Origin of the sequence: Demequina aurantiaca, assembly GCF_000975135.1 — a bacterium.
GTDB classification, from domain to species: domain Bacteria; phylum Actinomycetota; class Actinomycetes; order Actinomycetales; family Demequinaceae; genus Demequina; species Demequina aurantiaca.
Genome location: NZ_BBRF01000001.1, coordinates 463,695 through 487,287, shown reverse-complemented (window position 1 = coordinate 487,287; position 23,593 = coordinate 463,695). Strand labels below are relative to the sequence as shown.

Below are 23,593 nucleotides of genomic sequence, written 5' to 3'. Positions count from 1 at the left end.
CTGCGTCTAGCCCCCTGTTTCGCTGTCTAGGCATGCTGCTCCGCTGTGGTGGAAAGGTGGTTACCGTTCTCGCTTAGTTGACCGATAGATCAAGATGCCGGCGACGACGGCCACGGCCACGGTGACCAGTGTCGCGATGGCCGGGCGTGCCGGCGAGGTGTTGCGCAGGCCCACGGGGCGCTTGAATCGCAACACGCCCCACCCGTTCTCTTCGCACGCACGACGCATGGCGCGATCAGGATTGACGGCAAAGCCGTGGCCCACGATGTTGAGCATGGGCGCGTCGGTGATGGAGTCCGAATAACCGAACGAACGCGCCAAGTTATATCCGCGCTTCTCCGCCATCTCCTCGATGGCGTCGGCCTTCGCCTGGCCATACGCATAGAACGTGATCTCGCCGGTGTACTTGCCCTTCTTGGACTCCATCTTGGTGGCGATGTGGCCATCCGCGCCCAGCATCTTGGCGATGGGCTTGACCAGTTCCGAGCCGGAGGCGCTGACGATGATGACGTCGCGGCCGTTCTCATGGTGGCGGCGGATCAGGTCGAGTGCCTCGTCGTAGACCACGGGGTCGATGTGCTCGTGGATGGTCTCCTTGACGATCGCGCGGACCTTCTTGACCTCCCAGCCCTTGATGAGTCCGCTGAGGGAGTCGCGCAGGCGGCTGGTTTGGCGCTCGTCAGCGCCGCCGACCAGGAACAGGAACTGCGAATACGCGGTGCGGATCGCGTCCGTGCGGGTGACGAGTCCGCCCTCGTAGAACGACCGGGAGAATGCCATCGAGGAGCTCGTCGCGATGATGGTCTTGTCGAGGTCAAAGAACGCGGCGGTGGGGCGTGGTGCCAGCGGATCGGTGCTCATCTGCTCAGTCGTCGTTGCCATGCGTCAAGAGTAACCAGACAGAGAGACGAATGGCGAGCCTCTCGCGGTGCACGGATGTGCACAGCCACACGCGAGTGGGGCACCGTCCACAGTCTTCTTCGCCATCTCCCGCCGGTCCTTTGCCGCGCGTCACGCTGACCCCATGACTGGCCCACCCGAACCCAACCGCTCGCTGCACCTCGCGCGGCTGCCGCCGCCGACCGATCCGCTTGGGCCATTGGCCGCCGTGGTACGGCAGCCGGGAGTGACCGACGTGGTGGTGAACGCGCCGGGCGCAGTCTGGTGCGATCGAGGGCTCGGCTTGGAACGGGTCACTATGGCCTTCGCCGATGCCGCGGCGGTGAGGGACTTGGCGGTACGGCTGGCATCGGCCGGCGGCAAAAGACTCGATGATGCCAGCCCGCTCGTCGATGCCCGCTTGCCCGATGGCACTCGCCTGCACGCCGCGCTGCCGCCCATCGCGGACGAGTGCGCCCTGATCTCGTTGCGCACCGTGAGGCGGACTCCATTCTCAATTGCCGACCTCGTGACGGCGGGCATGGTGCAGGCCGGCCTGGCACCGCTCCTGGAGGGGCTGGTGAGAGAACGTGCGTCAGTGCTCATCTCCGGGTCGACGGGGGCGGGAAAGACCACTCTGCTGGCCTCGCTGCTTTCACTTGTGGATACCTCCGAACGGATCGTGGTGATCGAGGAGGGAGGGGAGGTGAGCCCCACGCACCCACACGTGGTGCGGCTAGTGGAGCGTCGCGCCAACGTGGACGGCGCGGGAGAGATTGGGCTCGCGCGGCTGGTGAGGGAGGCCCTGCGCATGCGCCCGGACCGGATCGTACTGGGGGAGTGCCGCGGCGCTGAGGTACGCGATGTGTTGACTGCGCTGAACACTGGGCACCGCGGTGGAATGTCCACGATTCATGCGAACTCGGCGCTCGACGTGCCCGCACGGCTCACGGCGCTGGGCTCACTCGCTGGAATGGGTGCGGAATCGGTCGCCCTCCATGCGAGCGCAGCCTTCGAGTGCGTCGTTCACGTCGAGCGTGGAGTTACCGGCCGGAGTGTGGTGCAACTCGGCGTCCTCAGCGCAGACTCCGGCATGGAGGTGGTGGCGGCAGTCACCGTGAGGGAGGGGGGCAAGCTCGAGAGGGGCCCCGCATGGGCGCGACTGGCGGAGTTGGCGGGACTGACATGGCGCGAGATCACCGACAAGGTCGGTAGTGCTGAGGATGGTCGAAACGCGGATACGAGCATGGCGGTTGGCGATGCGGTGGCGTAGCGCGGGCTGGCGCCCGTCGGCCGCGCCAGCGTACGGCCGCCCCGCCTCGGCTGGCCGAGACCTGAGAGAAATCGACCCACCCATCGTGCTCGCCGCCGTGGTGGGACTCCTGCGCTCGGGCATGAGCGCACACGCGGCCTGGGAGTCCGTGGGGGTGGCTGAAGTCGCTGAGGACGGTACCCCCAATCTTCCGTGGCGGGGCGACAGCCGGATGGCGGTGGCCGCGGCGTGCCGGCTCTCACATCGCACGGGCGCACCGCTTGCCACCGTGCTTGCGGCAGTGAGCGCGCATGTGGAGGGCACCATGGAGGCAAACGCCCGGCGCGAAGCGGCGGCAGCGGGACCCCGGCTGAGCGCGCGCGTCCTGACGTTTCTTCCACTGTTCGGTCTCGGACTTGGCGCGGTCGTCGATTCGAATGTGCTGCGGGTAGTAGGTACGACTCCCATTGGCTGGACGCTGGTCGTGGGGGCAGGCGGGCTGACCATGGTGGGGCGGGCGTGGATGCGGCGCATGATGAGGGAGGCTGAGGAGGCCTCTCGAGAGCCGTGACGAGGCGGAGGAGGAGTCCGGATGCTGCCTCCGACGACGAGGATGCGGTTCCGGTGTCGACTGCACTGACGCTGGTAGCCGCGGCGATCGCCGCCGGACTCGACGTGCTCGGAGCGTTGGTGGCAGTGGGCGAGGCGATCGGGGGCCCTAGCGGCCGTGAATTGCGGGGGGCGGCGCGAGCTGTGGCTGACGGCGTTCCCTGGGACCAAGCGTGGTCCTCCGCTGGCGAGCGGTGGGCGCCGCTCGAAGGTGCGCTCCGACCGTGCTGGGTGGCAGGGGCGGCACCTGGCGCGTCGCTCGAGGCCACGTCGCGTGCGCTAGCGGGCAAGGCGCGTCGGGAAGGCGAGAAGGCGATGGCGGAGTTAGGCGTGGCGTTGGCACTGCCCCTCACGCTGTGCCTGCTGCCTGCCTTCACCCTGGTCGGGATCCTGCCCATGGTGATTGCCGTCGCGATGGGTGCCGGTGTCTCACTCAGCTGATGTTCACAGGCCCACGTGGCGCCATCGCCTTCTCCCAATCCGGGCGCTCCAATGCAGGACACGACCGTGTCGCGCGACGCTGAAGATCCATCAACCGAAAGGGAAGATCATGAATGACCAGGAGCACTGGAATGTGGCGTGGCTCGACGGGGAATCGCAGAGAGGCAACAGGGTTAGCGGCACGCAACTGCCGAACAGTGAGTCATGCGATGAGGGCGTGCGCCTCGACACGATGACGAGCCGCCTCAGGGATGACCGTGGCATGGCTACTGCCGAGTACGCGTTGGTGACGGTTGCCGCCGCCGGATTTGCGGGCCTGCTCATCGTGTTGTTGAAGTCGTCCGAGGTGCGTGAGCTACTGATGGGCATCATTCAGGGTGCCCTCGGCGGCTAGGCAGCGAGCATGGCGGGCGAGCGGGCGAGCATGGACGGTGGGAGAGCCAGGGCTGGTGCGGAGGTCCGGGGCCGCAGGCATCGTCGAGAGCGGGGCTCCGTCAGCGTGGAACTCGCGCTCGCGTTGCCCTCCGTGGTGTTGGTGCTGGGGTTTGTGCTCGCCGGGGCGTCCTGGGTCCGGGCCGACGTCTCCGCGACTCAAGCAGCCGCTGCCGCAGCCCGCATCGCGCTGACCGACGGGGACGCCGCAGCGCAGGCCGCTGCGGCTCGCATCTCGGGAGGGGTGGCCGCGGTATCGCGCGACGGTGACTGGATAGTGGTGGCCGTCACCGTCTCCGGACATGGACCCGTCCCGGATGTCGAGGCCAGGGCCCGAGTGCCGGAACAACCGTGACCAGCGCGCCTAGCAGTCGCGAGCCCGCCTCGAGCGAGGGTGCGGCGTGGCTTCGTGGAGACTCAGGAGCTGGCACACTGCTCGCGGTCGGGCTACTTGTGGCGGTGGGGCTGGTGGCGTTGTTCGCCGCGGGACTGGCGGGGGCTGCGGTCGCCCAGGTGCGTGCACAAGGAGCCGCGGACCTCGCGGCGTTGGCTGCCGCTCGATCGGCGCGCGATGCGCTCGCGACGGGCCAAACTATGACGGGCGAGGCCGCGGCCTGCGCCATCGCAGAGAATGTCGCGCGCCACAACGCAGCCAAGACCCAACAATGCGTGGTCGACGCCAAGGGTGCCGTCACCGTCGACGTCGTCATCGCGACGGGATGGGGTGACGCGCGAGGGAGCGCGCGTGCAGGGCCGCGCGGCACTGAGTGAATTGGGGCCGGAAACGCGGAAACCCGGTGATGACTCGGGCTGAGGGATCCGAGCCACCACCGGGCTTTTACGACTTGACCGTAGCGCGGCTGAGGGGTGCGCTCCGCGGTCAAGAAGCGCAGAGCGACTTGCGTCCCTCTGCTACGAACCTTGCGGCCCGTGTGTAAAACGTAACCCAGTCTCTACCGGGTTTATGTCCAAATCGGGTTCTCCTGTGATGAATTACACAGGCGCAACGGGAGCGGGAATGGGACATTTCGCCCCGAACGCCGAATGTGACAACAAAGTCAGTTTTCTTGGGCCAAAAGATCCACGATATTCCCGACGACGGTGAGTGCGATTTCGACGCGAACTATGGACCCGTCGTCGACTCGATGGGCGGCGCGATCGGTTGCTCAGGTACCAGCAGGTACTCCCCGAAGTGTTCGTCGACTGGCGTTCCACTGATGGTGAATGCCACCGCATCGGCCGCGGCACGGAAGCCGCCCACGATGGTGGCTGCCGATCCGGAGGGGTCCGTGATGGAACCGTCCGGTGCGGGCGCCTCGCCGGCGTCGGTCGGGTCATCGGCGAATTCGAAGTACTCCTGAGTGACGAGCAGTTCGTAGCTTCCCGCGGGAAGATCCGTGCCGTCCCAGCAATTCTGCAGAGGCACGTCGAGGTCGTACCCAAAGGTATCGCCCTCCGTCAGGCTTTCCTTGATGGGCTCGACCTCGGGGTTGATGATCTGCTCGTCCGCCGGGCCGAAGGTGAGGATTGATTCCTGCGGCAGGGAGCCCACCACAATCCCGTTCCACAGGATCAGGGCGCCGGGGTCGGTCGTGTAGAGGTCCTGCGTGGTGAGGGCCGTCCCCGTGACGGCGACGGGAAGCAGGGCTCCGGGTTCGGCCGGAGGAAGGGGGCCCGCCTGAATAGCTACCCCCGTCTCGCCCCGAGCGGCGTCCGGATCGGTGGCTTGGCCGCAAACTCCCCACGCGAGCTGCGAGCCGGCGGCGTCCGCGCCGGCATCCCCTGAGACGGCCGGCAGATCCGGCTGAGAAGGCGCAACTTCTGCTGCCGCGTCCGTCGCGAACTCTGCGTCACTCGAGGAGCTGAACCCATTGGGGCCGATGATGCCGAAGGCGATGACGCCGATGGCGGTCACGCCCACTATCCCAGTAGCGGCACCGCGCATTCCGCGGTTGACGGACACGCGCCGCGCGGCGGCATGAGTGGAGACGGAGACGCCGTCCAGCGGTGCGCGGTCGGCCGCGCCACGCAGTGCATCTGAAAGCTTGACCATGGTTACTGTCCTTCTGAAGATCGGGGGGCCGCGGCATCGGCTGCGGGGGAGGGGGCGGCGTCTCGCACGCGCGCATCCTCGAAGGTGCCGAGCGCGAGCTCAAGCTGGGAGAGGCCATCGGAGAGATAGCGCTTGACCGTGCCGGCCGCGATGCCAAGTGTGCTGGCGATGGCGGGAACGGTGAGGTCGTCGAAATACCGCAGGACCACGCAGGCTCTGACGCGTGGCGGCAGGGTGGCCAGTGCATCGGCGACATCTGACCCGGCCTCAACTTGGCCGAACTCGTCACGTGCCGTCTCCGCGGGCCTAAACAGGTGCTGCACTCGCTGCCAGCGCTGCGAGCGGCGATAGCCATCGATGTACACCGACGTGATGGCCCGTCGCACGTATCCCTCCGCCTTGGCGGCGGTAAGGCCCGGCCGGGGCTTGGAGAAGGTCCGTACCAGCGCGTCCTGGACGAGGTCCTGGGCCTGCGTGGGGTCGCCGCATACGAGGTACGCGTACCCGAGGAGCGCGCGTTCGCGATTGCGCACCAACTCGTTCATGGTGTCGCGCCAGTCAGCCATCGTCCCTCCTCTGCCTCAATGTCGGTGCTTGTCATGCAGTATCAACGCACGGCACGCCCAAAACGTTGGGACTCACCGCGCGCCGAGCGCGAACGTCGCTAGACTTCCCGCATACCCATCATGGGTGAGACAACGTGGTCTCACGCAGGCAACTCGTCAAGGAGGACGAATGTCTACATCCGTTGGAGCGACCGTGGAAGTGGGATCGTCTTCCATGACCATCGTCGCGGTCATCGCGGCCATCGCCGTGGTTTCGCTCATCTTCTCGTACATGCTTCGTCGCCAGGTGCTTGCCGCCAAGGACGGAACCCCCAAGATGAATGAGATCGCCGACGCGATCCAGGAGGGGGCGTCCGCATACCTGCGGCGCCAAATGCGCACGCTGGTGGTCTTCGCGGCCATCGTTTTCGCGCTGCTCTTCCTGCTGCCAGGTGACGGCGGTGTGCGCATCGGCCGCTCGCTGTTCTTCCTTCTCGGCGCGGGCTTCTCCGCCGCCATCGGATACATGGGTATGTGGCTGGCCGTCCGCGCGAACGTGCGAGTGGCATCGGCGGCGACGTTTCCCGGTGGCCGCAAGGAGGGGGCGCGTATCGCGTTCCGCACCGGCGGTGCCGTGGGCATGTCCGTGGTGGGCCTCGGTCTCGTGGGCGCCGCGAGTGTCGTCCTGATCTATCGTGGCGACGCCGCCGCGGTGCTCGAGGGCTTCGGTTTTGGCGCCGCGCTGCTCGCGATGTTCATGCGCGTGGGTGGCGGGATCTTCACCAAGGCGGCCGATGTGGGGGCCGACTTGGTCGGCAAGGTTGAGCAACACATCCCCGAGGATGACCCCCGCAATGCGGCGACGATCGCCGACAACGTGGGCGACAACGTGGGCGACTGCGCCGGTATGGCTGCTGACCTGTTCGAGAGCTACGCCGTGATGCTGGTGGCCGCCCTCATTCTGGGCAAGGCCGCCTTCGGCGAGCAGGGCCTGGTCTTCCCGCTGATCGTCACGGCCATCGGCGCGTTCACCGCCGCGCTCGGAGTGTTCGTCACCAAGATTCGCAAGGACGAAAGCGGCCTTAACGCGATCTACCGGGGCTTCTACATCTCCGCGATTGTTGGCGCAGTGCTCGCGGCCATCGCATCGTTCGCCTACCTGCCGTCGGACTTCTCGGCGTTCGAAGGCTCGTCGCTCGGCGACTTGCCGGGAGACCCCCGCATCATGGCCACTGTCGCCGTCTTCGTGGGCATCGGCCTCGCTGGCCTGATCCTGTGGCTCACCGGTTACTTCACCGATGTGGCCCAGAAGCCCACCAAGCGAGTGGCGGAGACGTCACTCACGGGTGCCGCGACTGTGGTGCTGTCCGGCATCGGGCTTGGCCTCGAGTCCGCGGTCTACACCGCGACCGTGATCGCCGGATCCGTGGTCATCCTGTTCTTCGTGGCCGGCGCTTCGGTGCCCCTCGCGCTCTTCCTCGTGGCGCTCGCGGGTTGCGGACTGCTGACCACGGTGGGCGTGATCGTGGCCATGGACACGTTCGGGCCCGTCAGCGACAACGCGCAGGGCATCGCAGAGATGTCCGGTGAGGTGGACGAGGAGGCAGCGCAGACGCTGACCGACCTCGACGCCGTGGGCAACACCACCAAAGCCATCACCAAGGGAATCGCGATCGCGACGGCCGTGTTGGCCGCAACCGCGCTGTTCGGGTCCTACTCGGAGACGGTCGCGACTGCTCTCGCCGAGGCGGGCGCGGCCGCAGCGGACTTCAGCTATGACATCATTCACCCGCTCACCTTGGTGGGAGTGATCATCGGTGGCGCGACGGTGTTCCTCTTCTCCGGCTTGGCGATCGATGCCGTGACCAGGGCAGCAAGCGCGATCGTGTTCGAGGTTCGCCGCCAGTTCCGCGAGATGCCAGGCATCATGGACGGCACCCAGCGCCCCGAGTACGGCCGCGTGGTGGACATTTGCACGCGTGACTCGCTGCGCGAACTCGCGACCCCGGGCCTGCTGGCCGCGACGGCGCCGGTGTTCGTCGGCTTCTCGCTCGGCATTGGTGCGCTCGCGGGCTTCCTAGCCGGAGCCATCGGGACCGGAGTACTCATGGCCGTGTTCCTCGCGAACTCGGGCGGTGCCTGGGACAACGCCAAGAAGATCGTGGAGGACGGCCACCACGGTGGCAAGTACTCTCCGGCGCACGAGGCCACGGTCATTGGTGACACCATCGGCGACCCATTCAAGGACACCGCCGGACCGGCCATCAACCCGCTCATCAAGGTGATGAACCTGGTGGCGCTGCTGATCGCACCTGCCGTCGTCGTCACGTCCTATGGCGTGGACGCCAGCCCGTGGCTGCGCGGAATCATCGCTGCCATCGCCGCCTTCATCGCCATCACGGCGGTGGCCCGCGCCTCACGCCGCTCGCATGCTGCCAATGCACGGGGAGAGACGGATCTCGCCGCGAACTCGGAGGAGCGCGAGTCGCCATCTCCGGGCTCGGCTGTCAATGCCGCGGCGCCGGACGTTGACGAGGTTCCATTTGACCAGGAGGCTGACTCGGCTCCGCGGCAATGAGGACATCGCGCGCGACGCTCGTCGGCGGCGTCGTTGGCGCCCTGGTGGTGGTGGAATTCACCTCCGGGGTGCTGCAGGGGTACTACACGCCGTTGTTCACGGACGTGGCGCGCCACCTGGGAATCCAGGACGCGGACATCAACTGGTTCGAGGCCGCGCAGCTGCTGCTGAGCGCGATTGTGGTGCCGTTCATGGCCCGCCTGGGCGACATGTTCGGCCACCGCAAGATCCTGATCTTCTCGCTGGTGGTCACGCTGGTCGCGAGCATCGGCGTCGCGTTCGCGCCCACGTTCCCCATCTTCATCGCCGCCTGGGCACTGCAGGGTTTCTACGTGGTGTGGCTGCCCATGAACATCTCGATCATCTTCCTGCGAGCCCGGGATCGGCCCAATAGTGCGGCGCTGACCCGCAAGGGCGCCGGCCTGATTGTGGTGGCATTACAGGCGGGCGCCATCATCGGTGCACTCGCCGGCGGCCAGCTCGGCACCATCTTCGAGGGCCGCCTGTGGCTCACGCTGAGCGTGCCGGCCGTGCTGGTCGCGGTGGCGTTGCTCGTTGTCGTATTCAAGGTCCCGGACCCCGGGGTGCGCGCCGGTGGCAAGGTCGACTCGCGCGGCACGGTGGTGCTCTCCCTCGCCCTGCTCGCGATCACCGGTGGCCTGTCGCTGGTGCGGTTGCACGGCGTGACCGCGTGGGTGTTTGCAATGGTGTTGCTGGGCATCGTGCTGCTGTGGGTGTTCGTCCGTGTCGAGCAGCGCAGCACGGACCCGCTGATCGACATCGCGATGTTCAAGCGACCCGAGCTGTGGCCCGTGTTCCTCACCTCGGCGCTCTTTGGGGTCAGCGTGCTGGGAGCTCAGGGCCCGCTGTCGACCTTCGCCCGCACCGACCCAAGCGAGGTGGGCTACGGCCTGGGAGCAAACTCCGCCACGGCCTCCTACCTGATCGGCGGCTACGTGATGTCACTGCTGGTGGGGGCCGGGCTGTTTGCGCAAGTGTCGCGCTCCCTGACCCCTCGCAAGGTCCTGATCGGAGCATCGGCGCTGGTGGCGATCGGCTACTTCGCACTGATTCCATTCCATGACAGCTTTGGCCAGGTACTCGGCTGCATGATTGTGGCGGGCGTGGGATCGGGAGCGCTCGTGGCGGCGCTACCCGCCGCCGCCGCCGCGGCTGCACCTCCGCATCAGACCGGAGTCGCCACGGGGTTGACCAACACCACCAAGGTGATCGGCGGTTCATTCGCATCCTCCGCCTTCGCGCTGGCCCTCGCGGGCGGTGCGGTGGTGACGACCTCGGGTGCGGAGTCCACCGCCGGCTCGCTGTCCGGATACATCGCGGTGTGGGCGATTTGCGGTGGGACCGCAGTTGTTGCCACCCTCTTCCTGTTCGCCGTACCCAAGGTCGCGTTCATGGCGCCGCCCATCGGTGACGTCGACGGCCTACCCGCGGCCGATGCTGGCGGCGCGGTGGCGCCCGACGCGCACCCGCGAGAGAGTTGAGTATGGGCAGGAAAGGCAACAAGACGGACGATGCGGGGGCTGAGGTCGCCGCCCGAGCGGACACCGCGGCGGCGCACCTCTCGAGGCTCGTCCGCATCGCGACGGTGACGCCGGCGGCGCGCGACGAGTTCACGGAGGAGGAACGCCAGAGCTTCGAGGATCTGCACGCCGCGCTCCACGATCTCTACCCGCGCACGTTCGCCGCGGCGGCTCTCGACAGCGTGGGGCGAGCCGGGCTGCTGCTGCGGCTCGCGGGGGCGAGCGCGAAGCGGCCCGTGGTGCTGATGGCGCATCAGGACGTAGTGCCGGTGCCCCAGGACTGGGCGGCCGAGGGTTGGGAGCATCCGCCCTTCGCGGGGGTGATTTCCAAGGGACGCGTCCACGGGCGGGGGACGCTCGACGACAAGGGCGCGCTGGTATGCGTGCTTGACGCGGTCGAGTCTTTGCTGGCAGACGGTTGGGCCCCGGCACGCGACCTCTACCTCCTGTTCGGCGCCGACGAGGAGTCTTATGGTGACAGCGCCATCGCCGCGACGGCCCTGCTCGAGTCCCGCGGGGTCGTGCCGTGGCTAGTGCTCGATGAGGGCGGGGCGGTGGCCACCGGGGCGTTCCCCGGGCTGTCCAAGGAGATGGCCGTGGTGGGCGCGACAGAGAAGGGCCTGGTCACGGTGGTGCTGACGGTGGACAGTGGGGGCGGCCACGCCTCGACGCCGCCCAGGCGATCCGCCCCCGGCATTCTCGCGAAGGCCCTGGTTGCGATCGAAAAGAACCCATTCCCCGCAGAATTGAACGATGTCAGTCTGGAGATGTTCGAGGGGGTGGCGCCGCACCTGAGGGGCCCGCTGAAGACCGTGCTCCGTCGGGCGAGTTCGATGCGCGGGGTGCTCGCACAGATGCTGCCGCGGCTGGGGCCCGAGATGGCGGCGATGGTGCGGACCACCACCGCGATCACTCAGCTCAGCGGCAGCCCGGCACGCAATGTCCTGGCGACGTCCGCCTCCGCGACGGTGAACATGCGCGTCGCGGTGGGGATCACTGCCGACGAGGCGGTCGAGCAGCTGCGCAAGACCATCGGCGACAAGCGTGTGACGCTCGAGGTCATTGAGTCGGACGAGCCGTCACCGGTCTCGCCCACGGGGGACGACGAGCGGTTCGTCGCGATCGGCGCGGCCGTCGCCGCGTCGTACCCCGACGCCATCACCGTGCCGTACGTGATGATGGCGGCGAGCGATGGGCGCCACCTCGCACGCATCAGCCCGGCCGTCTATCGCTTCTCGCCGCTACGCATGGATGCCGAGCAGCGTGCCGCAATTCACGGGCCCAACGAGAACGTGGAGATCTCCGCGCTGGGTGCGGGCGTGCAGTTCTACCGTGCGTTGCTCACGGGCCCAGCCCTGGGCCCTGCCACGCGCTGATTACGGCCCTAACAGTCCCGTGGTGCAACGTGACGGCCGCTCAGCGGTGCTTCAGCGGCCCTCACGTTGCACCACGGGCGAGGCGGTGGGCTCGGCTAGCCTTTTCGCATGAGCCCCGCAGCGTCCCAGCACCAGAACCCAGCCAGCCCGGTCCGCACCGGCCCAGCGCAGGCATCGGCGCTGCGCGCGGACCTCGAGGGATGGACCGTTGATGCCATCGGCGAGATCGTGGGAGATGTCGCCCTGCGCGCCCTGGACCGTGAGCAGGTAGTGCCGGCAGTGCTGGCCGCACGCGCATCGTCCGACCGCCTTGCGGTGTTGACGCGGCTGTTGATGCTGGGCGACACCGTGACGCGCGCGGAAGCTGCGGCGGCCCTGCCCCAACTGAGCGTGGACGGCGCGGTCGCCACCGGGCTGATCGGGACTTCCGGCAACGGTGCCGACGATGAGGTGCGTGCCCTGGTGGATCTGCGCCCCACGTCATCGGTGGGTGCGGACGGCGAGCTCACCTGGTGGATGGCGTCCGACCAGGCCGAGGCCGTCACTGGATCGCGACTGGCGCCGGACCACGTGCTGGGGATGGGCGGAGCGTCCGCCATGCTCGCGTCTGCGACGATGCGGGTGCCACGCGGTCGTGTGCTCGACCTGGGCACGGGGTGCGGGATCCAGGCCATGCATGCATCGCTCCACGCCGACGAGGTGGTCGCGACGGATATCTCGCGGCGCGCTCTCGCCTTCGCGGAGTTCAACCGGGCGGTGAACGCGCCTCCCGCCGTATGGTCGCTGCGCGAGGGGTCGATGCTCGAACCGGTGGCCGCTGACATCGCCGCTGGCAACTTCTTTGATCTGGTGGTGTCCAACCCGCCTTTTGTAATTACCCCCCAGGGCGCGCCCAGCTTCGAGTACCGCCACGGCGGGCTGCCGGGCGACGCGATCGTGGAGTCGCTGGTGTCGAACGTCGGCTCCGTGCTGGCTCCCGGCGGTGTGGCTCAGATGCTCGGCAATTGGGAGATTCGCCGCGGCACCGACTGGCGCGAGCGGTTAGGAACGTGGCTCGACGCATCGGCGGCCGCGGGGTTCCCGATGGACGCGTGGGTCATCCAGCGCGACGCACTCGACGGCGCAGAGTATGCCGAGACCTGGCTCCGCGACGGCGGTGTCACGCCTGAGCGCGGCCGGCAAGAATACGAGGACGCGTACCGTGCGTACCTTGCCGACTTCGCCTCGCGCGACGTCGAGACCGTGGGATTCGGCATCGTGACGTTGCGCCGGGCACCTACGGATCGCGCGCCGATGCGCCGGCTCGAGGAGCACGAGGGGCAACTGCCGTCGCCGCTGGGGGCTCACGTGATGGACGTGCTGGCAGCCCACGACTGGCTGGCGGAGACATCGGACGATGCGCTGCTCGGCACCGCGCTCACCGTCGCCCCGGACGTCACGAAGGAGACGTACGGAAGGCCGTTGCTTCACGAGCCGGAGCACATCCTGATCCGGCAAGGGGGCGGGATGGGGCGGTCGGTCAGAGCCGACACCGCGCTGGCCGGACTCGTGGGGGCGTGCGACGGCGAGCTGACCGTGGGGCAGATCTCCCACGCGCTCGCGGCACTGCTCGACGTACCCTCCGCGACGATGCTCGCCGGGATGGTTCCCGCCGTGCGGGACCTCGTACGCGACGGGTTCCTTCTGCACTGACGTGCCCCTGCATCGGCCAAAATCTATCCAAATGAGGGACAAAGGCAGGCCGTAGGTCCCGTAAGAAGCCCTTTTTCGGGGGGCATGGTTGAGATAACAGAACAACCAAATCCCCGACAGAAGGAAATGCAATCATGAAGTCTCGCATCAAGGTACTCGGCCTGGCGCTGTCTGTCATTGGCCTGCTCTTCATGGGTGGTGGCGTCTTCGCCTACACCATGGTCGCCGACGGCCAGCACGCGCTGCAGTCGTTTAGCGAAGCCCAGAACGTGACCCTGACCTACAACGAGGACGGCCAACTGGTCGACCGCGGTGAGGTGGCCGGCGCCGAGGCAATCCTCGACCTGCTCGAGAACGACTGGGGCTACGCAGTAGTCGCTAGCGACCTCGACCCCAACGACCCGCTCGTGAACACCGGTACCGAGTACATGTACCAGATGGCACTGATCGCGCACCACACGCTCACCGGCACCAACACGGTTGTCCTCACCGAGGACACGGAGTACAACGGTGAAACCTTCCCCGCCGGTACCTACGAGGTAGCGACCGATGGCAAGTACTGGACCGACTTTGACCGCTCTCACCCGCTGGAAGGCCCGGCTCGCGAAATGGCCTGGACTGGCACGGCTCACGGCCTCGTTGGGGAACTGGGCGTCGGCTCGGTCACCGCCTCCACCCTTCAGCTGGGCCTCGGCATCGTGGCTCTGATCGAGGGACTCGGCCTCGTCTTCATTGGAACTGGACTCGCCCTGATCTGGGTAGCAGCCGGCGACAGGAAGAAGGAGCTCAAGGAAGCACCCGCGATCGAATCGATCGACGAGCCAGCAACCGTTTAGTCTGACTCACCTCACGCGCAGGAGGGCCCGAGAGGGCCCTCCTTTTGCGCGTCCGGTCCGGCGTTCGTGGCGGGGTGGTGGGACTACTGCTTGCCCTCGAAGCGGGAGGGGACAAAGGCCAACTGTGCGGCCACGTTGCCGCGGTCGCGCGACACAATCTGGGCGCGGCCCGGAGGGGCGGGCGTGGCCTTGACCTTGCCGATCAACTGACCCTCACCCGGGTCTCCGCTGAGCAGGATGCCGGTGGCACCAAGGTCAGTGAAGCGCTGAATGATGGGGTCGTAGGCCGCGCGACTCGCACCACCGGTGCGCCGGGTCACCACCACGTGCAGGCCGAGGTCCGCAGCCTGAGGCAGGAGCGGTGCCAGCGCGGCGAGGGGGTTGCCCTGCGACGTTGACACCAGGTCGTAGTCGTCCACCAGGATGAAGCCCTCGGCGCCGGTCCACCATGAGCGCGAACGCAATTGCTCCGGGGTGACGTCCTTGCCCGGGACGCGGGTCTGGAAGAACTGCACCAGTTCCTGAATGCCCTGTGTCGCCTCGTCGTGGGTGGACAGCGTCGCACCCACGTACTCCTCGGGTAGGTCGCCCAGCAGGGATCGGCGGTAGTCCACCACAAAGATCTTGGCCTTATCCGCTGGATAGAGCCGAGCCACCTCGCCAGCGTACGCACGCAGGAACGACGTCTTGCCGGAGTCCGCGTCGCCGTACAGGTACAGGTGCGGCTCCTCCATGATGTCCAGGCCAAACGGAGCGAGGTTCGCCTCGTCCACGCCGAGCAGCAACTGGCGCGTGTCGGCGGGGGCAAGGGCGCGCACCTGGTCGAGGTCGATCGACGCCGGAAGCAGGCGGAGCTTGGGCCCCGCGGGCCCCTGGTAGGCACGGTTGAGGTGCCCCACCAGGCCCTCGATGCCGTTGGCAAGTGAGGTGGCATCGCCCGAGCCGTCAATGCGCGGAAGCGCCGTCAGCATCTGCAGCTTGCGGGGGCTGAGCCCGCGTCCCGGTGCTCCGGCGGTGACATTCGCCGCCGCCTTGCGATCTACCTCGGAGTCCGTGGGATCTCCCAGGCGCAACTCCATGCGGGTGCCGATCAGATCCTTCAGGTTCGCGCGCACCTCAAGCCAGCGAGCCGCGGTCAGCACCACGTGCACACCGAACGTGAGTCCGCGCGCCGCTATCGTCTGGATCTGAGCCTCGGCGACTTCGAAGTCCGCGCGCACGGTGCCCCAACCGTCAACAATGAGGAAAACGTCGCCGTAGCCGTCGTCGTAGCGCCCCTCGGCGCGGCGCTGGCGGTACGTGTCGATCGAGTCGATGCCGTTGTCGCGGAAGTACTGCTCGCGGGCGTCCACAATCCCGGCGACCTCGGACACCATGCGGCGCACCACATCGGGCTCGGATCGGGTGGCGACCCCGGCAAGATGCGGGAAGCCGGACAGGCCGGCAAAGCTCCCGCCACCAAAGTCCAGCACGTAGAACTGGACCTCCCGGGGTGTGAGTGTCAGCGCAAGCGACACCATGGTGGTGCGCGCCAACGTGGACTTTCCGGACAGCGGCCCACCCACAATCGCCATGTGACCAGCGGCCCCGCCCAGGTCCACGGTGAGCGCCTCGCGACGCTGCTCCAGCGGAACATCGACCATGCCAATCGGCACGGTCAGGCCGCGTCCACGCCACGACGGCGAGTGGATCCCCAGGTCGGGAGTCTCGGTCAGGTCGCCAAAGAGCTGGTCCAACGACGCCGGGGTCTCGAGCGGCGGCAGCCACACCTGGTGCGCCGGCGTGCCCTTGCCCTGCATCTGCGCGACAGCCAACTCAAAGGTGCTGCGCTTCTCGCCCGCGTCGGCGGCAACCTCAACCCCGGCATCGGCCGGCACTTCGCGAGGGACGTCAACGGCGGAGGGAGCCGCCGTGAAGAACTCCACCTTGGCGCCGATTTCCTCGGAACCCGAGGTCCCCGAACCGCCTCCACTACGGCGGCGGCCCTTGGGCGGTGCGGACACATAGGCGGCGCGGAACTGCGTCATGGTCTCGGTGTCGGACTTGAGGAAACCCACACCCGGCTGCTGCGGCAGCGTGTACGCGTCGGGAACGCCAAGGATGGAGCGCGACTCCGCCGCGGAGAAGGTTCGAAGGCCCACGCGGTACGACAGGTACGTGTCAAGGCCGCGCAGCTTGCCCTCTTCCAGGCGCTGCGAGGCGAGCAGGAGGTGCACCTGCAACGAGCGCCCCACTCGACCGATGTTCACAAAGCTCTCGATGAACTCGGGCTTGGCGGCCAGCAGTTCGGAGAACTCGTCGGCCACAATCAGCAGCGCTGGGAGCGGGTCAAGGTCAGTGCGGCCGCCGCGGCGCGCTTTCTCGTAGTCATAGACGTTGGCGAAATTGCCCGATGCTCTCAACAGTTCCTGGCGGCGCGTCACCTCTCCCTGGAGCGCGTCCTGGAAGCGGTCGACCAGGGCGATCTCGTCGCCAAGGTTGGTGATGATGGACGACACGTGCGGCATGCCAGCCATACCAGCGAATGTCGCGCCGCCCTTGAAGTCCACCAGCACAAAGTTGAGCTGCTCGGGGGAGTGAGTCAGCGCCAGCGCGAGCACCAGCGTGCGCAACACCTCCGACTTACCCGAACCGGTGGCGCCAATCATCACCCCGTGCGGACCCATGCCCTGCTGTGCAGATTCCTTGAGGTCAAGCACGATGGGCGCGCCGGTGGTGGTCTGACCGATCGGCACGCGCAGCCGGTCACGCTCGGGGCGTCCCTGCCACACGTGATCGAAATCGATGTCGCGGACGTCGGGAAGCCCCAGCAGGTCCACGAGCTCGAGCTGCTCGGTGGTGGTCGCCGCGCCCGACTCGGTTGGCCCCGAGCTTGTGTAGAGAGGCAGCAGGCGGCGAGCGGTGGCTTCCGCTTCGGGAATCGACATTGAGTCAGCGACGATGGTCTGAGTGGCGTGCGACAGCGTCACCAGCTCGGCGGTACCCGCCTTGTCGCCCACACCGAACGAGACGCGCATGGTATTCGCCGCCTCCAGTTCGCCCCAGCGGGACGGGAGGTCGATGCGCGTGATGCCTTGCAGCCCGTCGTGAGTCACGACGGGGTCGTTCGAACGTACGTTGACGTCGTCGGTTACCACGATGATGTGGGGGGCGCTCGAGCTGCCGCCGGGCGCAAACCGCGGTCGCTCGTGCACATCCGAGGGGAGCATCTCCTCGAGTGCGGAGAGGTCGGTACCGATCATTCGCGCCGGCCCAAGGCTGTCGCTCGCCGTGGCGGACTGTGCGTGCGGCAACCACTTGGCCCACTCCCAGTGCTCCAGCGCGGCGGGATCAGCGGCAATCACGATCTGCACGTCGTCGGGCGTCTGGAAGGTGGCGATGTTAAGCAGCATGGCGCGCACCATCGCGCGGACTTCCGCCTCATCGCCGGTCATCTCGATGCGCGCCCAGTCCGCGATATCTACGCCGAACGGCAGGTTCTTCTGGGTCTCGTGGGTCAGCATGAAGCGATGGGCGGCCGATGCTGCCACGGGGTCGAGTTGCGTCAAGGGCGGCAACTCGGGTGCCTCGAGAGTCAGACACAGTGGCTGGTCACTGACGCCCAGGCGTGTCAGCAGAAAGTCAGAGTCGTCGGGCGACCGCTCCCATACCCGCGTGCGCTCCTCCGCGACAAAGGCAAGGGTGCCCGGAGGGGGGCTTGCCCAGTTGGTGGCGCGGCGTTGCTGGGTTGCGGCGACGCGCACGGTTTGGCGCAGTTCGGTCAGGTACGCCAAGTACTCGCGGCGAGCGCCCAGGACCTGCGCGGTGCGCTGTGAACGTTGGCGCCAGCCGTTGACCCCGACGAATCCCAGCGAGGACACCAGGAACAGTCCGGCTGTCAGGTAGGCGGCGGGATTGCCGTTGCTGTTCAACACGACCATGACGATGGCGCCCACGGACCCCAGCATTGGCATCAGCGACGTCAGCATGCTCGAGCCGCCGTCGGCAGTGGCGAGCTCTGGCGGCGCCTGAACTTGGATGGTTCCCGACGGCTGTCGCGGTGGGGCGAGTCGGCGTCCACTCATGCTCCGCCACCTCCGTTGGTGCCGTCGGTGAGCACGTTGATGGAGAACGCGCGCTGTCCAATGCGCACGCGCGTGCCGTCCTCGAGCACCGTGCGTTCGTGGGCGGCTAGTGCGGTGGTGTGCCCCGTGTCGTCAATGAGGTGAGTTCCGTTCGCGGAGCCGTTGTCCATGACCCACGTGCGCCCGCGCGTGTGCTCGATCCGCAGATGGGTTCGTGACACTGTCTTCTCCGGGTCTTCGACCACAATCGCGTGATCGGTTGGCTCGATGGGTGAGGGGTTACGGCCCAGAACGATGCCCGAGGTCAGCGGGACTTGCTCGCGTTGGCCAGTGTCGAACACGAGCAGGAGGTCACCGCGGCTATCTGGCTCCGGCGAGGCAGCGGCGTGGCCCGATCCCGGCGCCGATGCGGGCTGGACCTGTGCGGACGGGCTCGCCTGATCCCGGGAGGACGGAACTGGCGGGGACGACGGAGTTGGTGGGGACGACAGTGGAGCGGCCGGGTCCAGATTGGACGAGCCGCTGCTTTCCACCGGTTCGCTACTTCCGAACGCCACCTGCGCTGGCATCGCGATGGCCCCGGGCAGTGGCTCCGGCTCCGTGTCGCGGGCAGCATGCTCGACGTGAGGCGATTGATATGCGACAGGAGCCGCCATGCCGGGAAGCCGTCCCTTGCGGGCTGCCGTGGGCAACGACACGGTCATGGTCCGGGTTGCGACGTCGGCCCAACCGCGGCGGCGGCGCTGTCCGTCCCACGCGCTGGAGGCCACCACCACCCACGCACCCACAATCCCCACTACAAAACCAGCGCCAATCATGGCGAAGCGAGCGGCTGAACGTCCGACGCCGGGGGAGAAGGGGGCATCGGTACGCGACGAGCGGATGCGCAAGAGGAGGTTGCCAAAGGTCAGACCCGTGCGCGCCTCAAGTATCCACAGGAAGACAACGCACTCGAGGAGGGCGATTCCTCCAAAAACTGCACTTCCCGTAGCGACCAGTACCAAGGTGGCGATGACGAGTACTACAACAACGTCGATGGTGAATGCTGCCAGCCGCGCGCCAGTCCCCGTGTGGCTGCCCCGGAACCGTGCGTCGAGCGGCGGCACGGTGCTGTTGGCAGTAGTGCTCGCTGGGCTAGATGACGCCGTCCCCCCACTCACCTGCTCCCGTGGCCGTGCGGGTGTAGCGACGCTCGCGGGCGCGGGGGGTGCAGGAGCACCAGCGGCGGGCGACATTCCTGGTGGAAGTGCCGACGCAATCGGGCTGTCGGCTGGTGCCGCTCCCGGGCGTGCGGCACCACACCACAGGCATTGTGCGGCGGAGGAGTGAACGGGTTGCTGGCAACTCCAGCACGCCACGGTGGGTGACTGTGCTGGCGTGCTCATCCGGACATCATTCCACGAACCAACTCAACGACATCAGCGGCAAGCAAGGCGAAGGGAAGCGCGAGCGCAACAGACAGTGATTCAAAGACGTCACCCACGCGCGACCACGCCAGCGATCGAGAACCCTTGGCAACGGGAACGATCATCGCGGCGGCCAGGACGCCTGCCACCAATAGCGACACAGCAAGGACAGTGACGAGCGCGTCGCTCGAGTGGCTCACCCCTGCGAAGGCAACTTCCACCACCACCGCTGCGGCGGCTAATCGAGAGGCCCACGCGGCGGTGGGGTCCGTGCCGTGCCGTGGCATCAGGGCCAGAGCGGCGACAGTCGTGACGATGAGGCCGATGCTGCCAACGCGCACCATCAGCACCTCGCTCTGCATTCCAGGAATAACCCACGGGGCGACAATCGGTGCGGACACGGCAAGCGTCACGATTCCGGTGCGTAGCCGTGCGGCGGCCACGGCAACGGCCGGCGCTATGGCGGCCATCGTGACGGCACCAGGTTCGCCCGGTACCGCGCCCCGTACGGTCCACCGGCTGGACATGAAGTGCTTGTAGTTGATCGAGTAACCGTCGGGTAGCGGCAGCAAAGTCGTGGGAAGAAAGCGCATGCCAGGAGCCGCGAGCCCAAGGGTGATGGCGGCGGCGGATGCGCTTGGCCATTCCAGCAGCAACGTGGCGCCCCAGATGGATCCGTAGACAGCCATCATGACCGACAACATGGTGGCGACCCCGCGTAGAGTGCGCTCGCGGGCGGCGACCGACATGGCGGCGCCAAGTGTCGCCGCGCTGAGCATCCCCACAGTGACGGCCAGTTGGACCGATGCCACGGCATCGGGCACTGCGAGGGCCCCCGCGGCAAACGCGAGCGACAGCGTGGACACCAGTGACGCAGCTCCGGCGCCATGTGAGGGCGCCCGAGCGATCCAGGCGCTGGCGGTCGCGATCGCGCCCAGCGCAAGGCCAAGGGAGACCCATCCGCGCGTGGCGTCGTCAAGCAAAGGGCCCCCCGCGGCGAGTGCAGCCAATGCACCTGCGGCGAGCAGCAAGGAGCTTGCCGCGAGCAGCCACCAGGTCGAGCGGAAGTCGGCGCGCTTGACCTGAGAGTGGTCCCGCCTGGTGGACTGCTCACTTGACGTTGCGCTGAGGTCGACGATGGTCAGCAGCATGCCGTCGTCGAGGTCCACGAGCGAGGTGCTCGCAGCGATCTCCTGACCGGAGCGGTCCAGTAGCACGTCGCGGCCGGACGTGATGACGAGACCCGCGACTTCAAGTGCCTCGGCCACCGTATGGGTCACGGGCGCGCTGAGATCCAACCGTGCGCCGTCGCCAAGAACGGCGAGGCGTCTCAATTCAGACGTAGTGGTGTTCATCAGGTTATCGATTAAGGAATGCGTAGCGGTTGCCTGCGCGCCGGATGACATCTGCATTCAGTTCAGGGAAGGCGCGACCTACGTCATCGCGTGCCGTGTGAGTGAGGAATCCCGTTCGTTCCACAGCGCTCGAAAATCCTTCGTGCGGCTCCGCAATGTGCAGCCTCTTGATAAAGGTGGCGACAGCGTTCGCTTGCTCAGCGAAGTCAGCCGACCGTGGACCAGCAATCGCCGCTAGTTGCGAATCGTTGTCGTTGACGACAACGGCGAGTACTGCGCGATCAAGATCCGGAAGCTCTTCAATCGAAAACGGAAATCCATAGTGAGAAAGATCTATGGCCATAAACGTTTCACCGTCCCAGTCACCGCGTCAACTGCAGAGATAAATGTGATGCGAGGATTTGTTTGCAATCTGGGAAACTCAATGGACTCCCAAATGTTGCCGGGTCGCATCGAGTCGCCGAGCACCACAGTAACGTCTCCTTGAGCAGACCCGTCTTGCCACTTGCCAGAATCAATGAGGTCCGGAACTGCGTCGGCTGCTGAATGCGCCCGTGGAGCGTGGGTGGGCGAGGCCCTGGAGACGACGAGCGGTTTGTCGCGCTCGGAACCGCCTTGCTTTGCTGGGGACTCACGAGGGGCTAACCGTTTGGCTCGGTCGGTTCTCCCAGCGCCCTCAAGTCAGTGCGAATGCGATGCAGCACTGAGGGGTCCAAAGCCACATTGCCAACGCTAGAGAACAGGAGGAGCCCGAATCCGTCAGGGGTATTAAGAATCAATGACGTAGCGGGGATGGTGATCGCGTTCGGCGTGCGGGAGCGCATCTGCTCAAAACCTTCGGCGGTAGTAAACGCCAGCACATTTGAGTGACCGTCACGATCCACGGTTACCGGTGTCACATTCCCGGAGTCATCGCCGACGTTCACATCGACAGGAACCACCACCACGGACCTCAGGAGCTGGTCGACCACCAACCCCTTGTCGCTGTTCGCCTTGATGAGCGACTCGAGCTCAAGTGTTTCGTCGGGAAGATTCAAAATCGCGCATCTCCTTCAATAGTTTGTCCACGTCATGGGGCTTTACGAACGAAGGTCGCCCCATCAGTTCGTCACCAAAAATGTAATACACACCACATTGGGGGCATCGACCGATTTCTAGGTAGGGAGACACGGCGCCGAGTAGGTCCACGAATCGCCATTCCCGCCGGCTCCAAAAGGGCCTCTGCTTTATGCAATGAGAGCAGGCTCGTGGCTGCCATTCCTGGTCCGTGCCCATCAGAACATTCCCAACGGCAAACGCGATCCGTCTGGCATGAGTTCGAAGAGGACCGTGCCGTGTGGCATGGGGATTTTCCCGTGTGCCACCAGTTCGCGAATGCGGTTGACCTTGAAGAGCTCGTCCTCGGCAATCGCCGTATATCCGCCTTCGACAAAGTGTTCAAAGTCGCCGGAATCGACGCGCGTCGGCACCCTGAGATCAATGCCGTCCGCAGGTACCTCAAGCCCAAAGATCTGCTGTCCGTTGCGCCACGCACCCTCGACGCTAGGGGCGCCTCCGGTGGCAACTACCGCGTCCTCAACTGAATGGATGAGGTTGGCGTCGTCCACGGGCATCACAAAGGTAGCGGTCCCTTCCCGGCCAAATTGGGGGACGTCTGAGTCGCGAAACATCGTCATGATCTTCTCGTCGAAGAAGGCAACGACAGTGTCAACGTCGCCTCGATACGATGGGATCGAACCAGGAACGTGAGCTCTGTCATGCGCCACGAGGTTGGCAAGGTTGTCGTCAATGGAAAGCGCAGGGGCATTCGGTGGCCTCACCGCAGGGGATGGTTCAGGAAAGGTTCGAGGTGCATCTTTGGCGCCATGAGTGAGCGAACGGACGGTGTCTGTTGCGCCGGTGATGGGTTCCATGTGTTCAATCAGCCAGCCGATGCCCATGCCGATCACACTGCCCAGCGGGTCCACCACCATCGCCACACCATCGGCGGCAGCAGCAAAGGCCCCCATACCGCCTTCAACCCAGTCACCATTCTTGATGCCTGAGGAGATCATGTCGCAGTCCTCAAGCAGGAACGTGCCCGCGAGAGGAGTGGACATCTCTACGCGGCCTACCACTAGTGAATTCACGGCAGTCACTTCAGACCTATCTTCCGCCAGCGTCGAGGCGGCGGCCGATGCTGGCCACGTGGTCTTCCACGTCGGATTCGTAGCGGTCGAAGTCCGCGACGGCCCCTTTGAGTTCCTTGGCGCTGCGCTCGATTGCTTCTTCTACCGACTCAATGGAGGACACCGCCACACTGGTGACCGCTACTGCTGGTGCGACGAGAAAAGAGCACATCAGCCCAAACGCACCGCCGCCGAGGTTCATGGAACGGGCGGCCGAGGTCGCTAATCCCACACTGGTCGCAACCTGGTTGACCTTGCCAATGTGATGCGCCATGACGTCAGCGTCGATAGCGATTTTGTCGGACATGCGTTCGTACCCGCCTAGTATGTGATTTCAGGTGATGCGAGCGACTCTTCGCGCAAGCG

The 23,593-nt window shown here is 66.4% G+C and carries 21 protein-coding genes; 11 read left to right on the top strand and 10 right to left on the bottom strand.

Annotated features, from left to right (window positions below):
- Positions 1-60: 60 nt before the first annotated feature.
- Positions 61-882 (bottom strand): HAD family hydrolase, encoded by an 822-nt coding sequence (locus AOP73_RS02125; protein WP_061962990.1) that lies wholly within the window; start codon positions 880-882, stop codon positions 61-63.
- Between the two features lie 142 nt (positions 883-1,024).
- Between AOP73_RS02125 and AOP73_RS02120 the strand changes: the two genes are divergently transcribed.
- The 6 genes from AOP73_RS02120 (at position 1,025) to AOP73_RS02095 (ending at position 4,384) form a co-directional block, all read left to right on the top strand.
- The gene (locus AOP73_RS02120) at positions 1,025-2,152 is read left to right on the top strand and encodes a TadA family conjugal transfer-associated ATPase (RefSeq protein ID WP_084626495.1); all 1,128 of its coding nucleotides are present in this window, start codon (positions 1,025-1,027) and stop codon (positions 2,150-2,152) included.
- Positions 2,139-2,702, top strand: a complete 564-nt coding sequence (locus AOP73_RS02115; RefSeq protein WP_061962988.1) for a type II secretion system F family protein — start codon at positions 2,139-2,141, stop codon at positions 2,700-2,702. Before AOP73_RS02120 ends, AOP73_RS02115 begins: the two co-directional genes overlap by 14 nt.
- Before the next feature lie 53 nt (positions 2,703-2,755).
- A complete protein-coding gene (locus tag AOP73_RS02110; RefSeq protein ID WP_061962987.1) occupies positions 2,756-3,181 on the top strand; it encodes a type II secretion system F family protein in 426 nt (141 codons plus the stop codon).
- A gap of 109 nt (positions 3,182-3,290) precedes the next feature.
- Positions 3,291-3,575: a DUF4244 domain-containing protein gene (locus AOP73_RS12260; protein ID WP_061962986.1), complete on the top strand. Its 285-nt coding sequence runs from the start codon at positions 3,291-3,293 to the stop codon at positions 3,573-3,575.
- Positions 3,576-3,584: 9 nt separating this feature from the next.
- On the top strand, positions 3,585-3,968 hold the full coding sequence (locus tag AOP73_RS02100; RefSeq protein ID WP_061962985.1) for a TadE/TadG family type IV pilus assembly protein: 384 nt from the start codon (positions 3,585-3,587) through the stop codon (positions 3,966-3,968).
- Positions 3,965-4,384: a pilus assembly protein TadG-related protein gene (locus AOP73_RS02095; protein ID WP_061962984.1), complete on the top strand. Its 420-nt coding sequence runs from the start codon at positions 3,965-3,967 to the stop codon at positions 4,382-4,384. The genes AOP73_RS02100 and AOP73_RS02095 overlap by 4 nt, the downstream gene beginning before the upstream one ends.
- Positions 4,385-4,736: 352 nt before the next feature.
- On the opposite strand, the gene AOP73_RS02090 is transcribed toward AOP73_RS02095, so the two are convergent.
- Together AOP73_RS02090 and AOP73_RS02085 are read right to left on the bottom strand one after the other, a co-directional pair.
- On the bottom strand, positions 4,737-5,666 hold the full coding sequence (locus AOP73_RS02090; protein WP_061962983.1) for a hypothetical protein: 930 nt from the start codon (positions 5,664-5,666) through the stop codon (positions 4,737-4,739).
- Positions 5,667-5,668: 2 nt separating this feature from the next.
- Complete coding sequence (locus AOP73_RS02085; RefSeq protein ID WP_084626493.1) at positions 5,669-6,232, bottom strand: sigma-70 family RNA polymerase sigma factor; 564 nt, start codon at positions 6,230-6,232, stop codon at positions 5,669-5,671.
- Positions 6,233-6,401: 169 nt separating this feature from the next.
- Here AOP73_RS02085 and AOP73_RS02080 point away from each other — a divergent pair, with 169 nt between their 5' ends.
- The 5 genes from AOP73_RS02080 to AOP73_RS02060 all read left to right on the top strand — a co-directional run bounded on the left by AOP73_RS02080 (position 6,402) and on the right by AOP73_RS02060 (position 14,234).
- Positions 6,402-8,789, top strand: a complete 2,388-nt coding sequence (locus AOP73_RS02080) for a sodium-translocating pyrophosphatase (RefSeq protein WP_084626492.1) — start codon at positions 6,402-6,404, stop codon at positions 8,787-8,789.
- Positions 8,786-10,291, top strand: coding sequence for an MFS transporter (locus AOP73_RS02075; RefSeq protein WP_084626491.1), 1,506 nt, complete (start codon positions 8,786-8,788; stop codon positions 10,289-10,291). The genes AOP73_RS02080 and AOP73_RS02075 overlap by 4 nt, the downstream gene beginning before the upstream one ends.
- A gap of 2 nt (positions 10,292-10,293) precedes the next feature.
- Positions 10,294-11,706, top strand: coding sequence for a M20/M25/M40 family metallo-hydrolase (locus AOP73_RS02070; protein WP_061962982.1), 1,413 nt, complete (start codon positions 10,294-10,296; stop codon positions 11,704-11,706).
- A 108-nt stretch (positions 11,707-11,814) separates the two neighbouring features.
- A complete protein-coding gene (locus AOP73_RS02065; RefSeq protein ID WP_061962981.1) occupies positions 11,815-13,398 on the top strand; it encodes a DUF7059 domain-containing protein in 1,584 nt (527 codons plus the stop codon).
- Between the two features lie 134 nt (positions 13,399-13,532).
- Positions 13,533-14,234, top strand: a complete 702-nt coding sequence (locus AOP73_RS02060) for a hypothetical protein (protein WP_061962980.1) — start codon at positions 13,533-13,535, stop codon at positions 14,232-14,234.
- Positions 14,235-14,317: 83 nt separating this feature from the next.
- Here the strand turns inward: AOP73_RS02060 and eccCa are convergent, their stop codons facing one another.
- The 7 genes from eccCa to AOP73_RS02025 form a co-directional block, all read right to left on the bottom strand.
- Positions 14,318-18,298, bottom strand: coding sequence for a type VII secretion protein EccCa (gene eccCa / locus AOP73_RS02055; RefSeq protein ID WP_061962979.1), 3,981 nt, complete (start codon positions 18,296-18,298; stop codon positions 14,318-14,320).
- Complete coding sequence (locus tag AOP73_RS02050) at positions 18,295-19,404, bottom strand: FHA domain-containing protein (RefSeq protein ID WP_061962978.1); 1,110 nt, start codon at positions 19,402-19,404, stop codon at positions 18,295-18,297. Before AOP73_RS02050 ends, eccCa begins: the two co-directional genes overlap by 4 nt.
- Positions 19,405-19,679: 275 nt before the next feature.
- Positions 19,680-21,059, bottom strand: a complete 1,380-nt coding sequence (locus tag AOP73_RS02045) for a hypothetical protein (protein ID WP_061962977.1) — start codon at positions 21,057-21,059, stop codon at positions 19,680-19,682.
- A 4-nt stretch (positions 21,060-21,063) separates the two neighbouring features.
- Positions 21,064-21,402, bottom strand: a complete 339-nt coding sequence (locus AOP73_RS02040; RefSeq protein WP_061962976.1) for a hypothetical protein — start codon at positions 21,400-21,402, stop codon at positions 21,064-21,066.
- A 298-nt stretch (positions 21,403-21,700) separates the two neighbouring features.
- On the bottom strand, positions 21,701-22,096 hold the full coding sequence (locus AOP73_RS02035) for an SseB family protein (protein ID WP_061962975.1): 396 nt from the start codon (positions 22,094-22,096) through the stop codon (positions 21,701-21,703).
- A gap of 237 nt (positions 22,097-22,333) precedes the next feature.
- Positions 22,334-23,188 carry a hypothetical protein gene (locus tag AOP73_RS02030; protein WP_152650507.1) on the bottom strand — a complete coding sequence of 285 codons (855 nt, stop codon included), beginning with the start codon at positions 23,186-23,188 and terminating at the stop codon, positions 22,334-22,336.
- 16 nt (positions 23,189-23,204) lie between these two features.
- Positions 23,205-23,534: a hypothetical protein gene (locus AOP73_RS02025; protein WP_061962973.1), complete on the bottom strand. Its 330-nt coding sequence runs from the start codon at positions 23,532-23,534 to the stop codon at positions 23,205-23,207.
- Positions 23,535-23,593 lie beyond the last annotated feature (59 nt).

Coding starts and splice junctions, on each gene's coding strand:
- AOP73_RS02125 (WP_061962990.1), bottom strand. CDS start 882: ATGGCAACGACGACTGAGCAGATGAGCACCGATCCGCTGGCACCACGC.
- AOP73_RS02120 (WP_084626495.1), top strand. CDS start 1,025: ATGACTGGCCCACCCGAACCCAACCGCTCGCTGCACCTCGCGCGGCTG.
- AOP73_RS02115 (WP_061962988.1), top strand. CDS start 2,139: ATGCGGTGGCGTAGCGCGGGCTGGCGCCCGTCGGCCGCGCCAGCGTAC.
- AOP73_RS12260 (WP_061962986.1), top strand. CDS start 3,291: ATGAATGACCAGGAGCACTGGAATGTGGCGTGGCTCGACGGGGAATCG.
- AOP73_RS02100 (WP_061962985.1), top strand. CDS start 3,585: ATGGCGGGCGAGCGGGCGAGCATGGACGGTGGGAGAGCCAGGGCTGGT.
- AOP73_RS02090 (WP_061962983.1), bottom strand. CDS start 5,666: ATGGTCAAGCTTTCAGATGCACTGCGTGGCGCGGCCGACCGCGCACCG.
- AOP73_RS02085 (WP_084626493.1), bottom strand. CDS start 6,232: ATGGCTGACTGGCGCGACACCATGAACGAGTTGGTGCGCAATCGCGAA.
- AOP73_RS02080 (WP_084626492.1), top strand. CDS start 6,402: ATGTCTACATCCGTTGGAGCGACCGTGGAAGTGGGATCGTCTTCCATG.
- AOP73_RS02075 (WP_084626491.1), top strand. CDS start 8,786: ATGAGGACATCGCGCGCGACGCTCGTCGGCGGCGTCGTTGGCGCCCTG.
- AOP73_RS02070 (WP_061962982.1), top strand. CDS start 10,294: ATGGGCAGGAAAGGCAACAAGACGGACGATGCGGGGGCTGAGGTCGCC.
- AOP73_RS02065 (WP_061962981.1), top strand. CDS start 11,815: ATGAGCCCCGCAGCGTCCCAGCACCAGAACCCAGCCAGCCCGGTCCGC.
- AOP73_RS02060 (WP_061962980.1), top strand. CDS start 13,533: ATGAAGTCTCGCATCAAGGTACTCGGCCTGGCGCTGTCTGTCATTGGC.
- eccCa (WP_061962979.1), bottom strand. CDS start 18,298: ATGAGTGGACGCCGACTCGCCCCACCGCGACAGCCGTCGGGAACCATC.
- AOP73_RS02045 (WP_061962977.1), bottom strand. CDS start 21,059: ATGAACACCACTACGTCTGAATTGAGACGCCTCGCCGTTCTTGGCGAC.
- AOP73_RS02040 (WP_061962976.1), bottom strand. CDS start 21,402: ATGGCCATAGATCTTTCTCACTATGGATTTCCGTTTTCGATTGAAGAG.
- AOP73_RS02025 (WP_061962973.1), bottom strand. CDS start 23,534: ATGTCCGACAAAATCGCTATCGACGCTGACGTCATGGCGCATCACATT.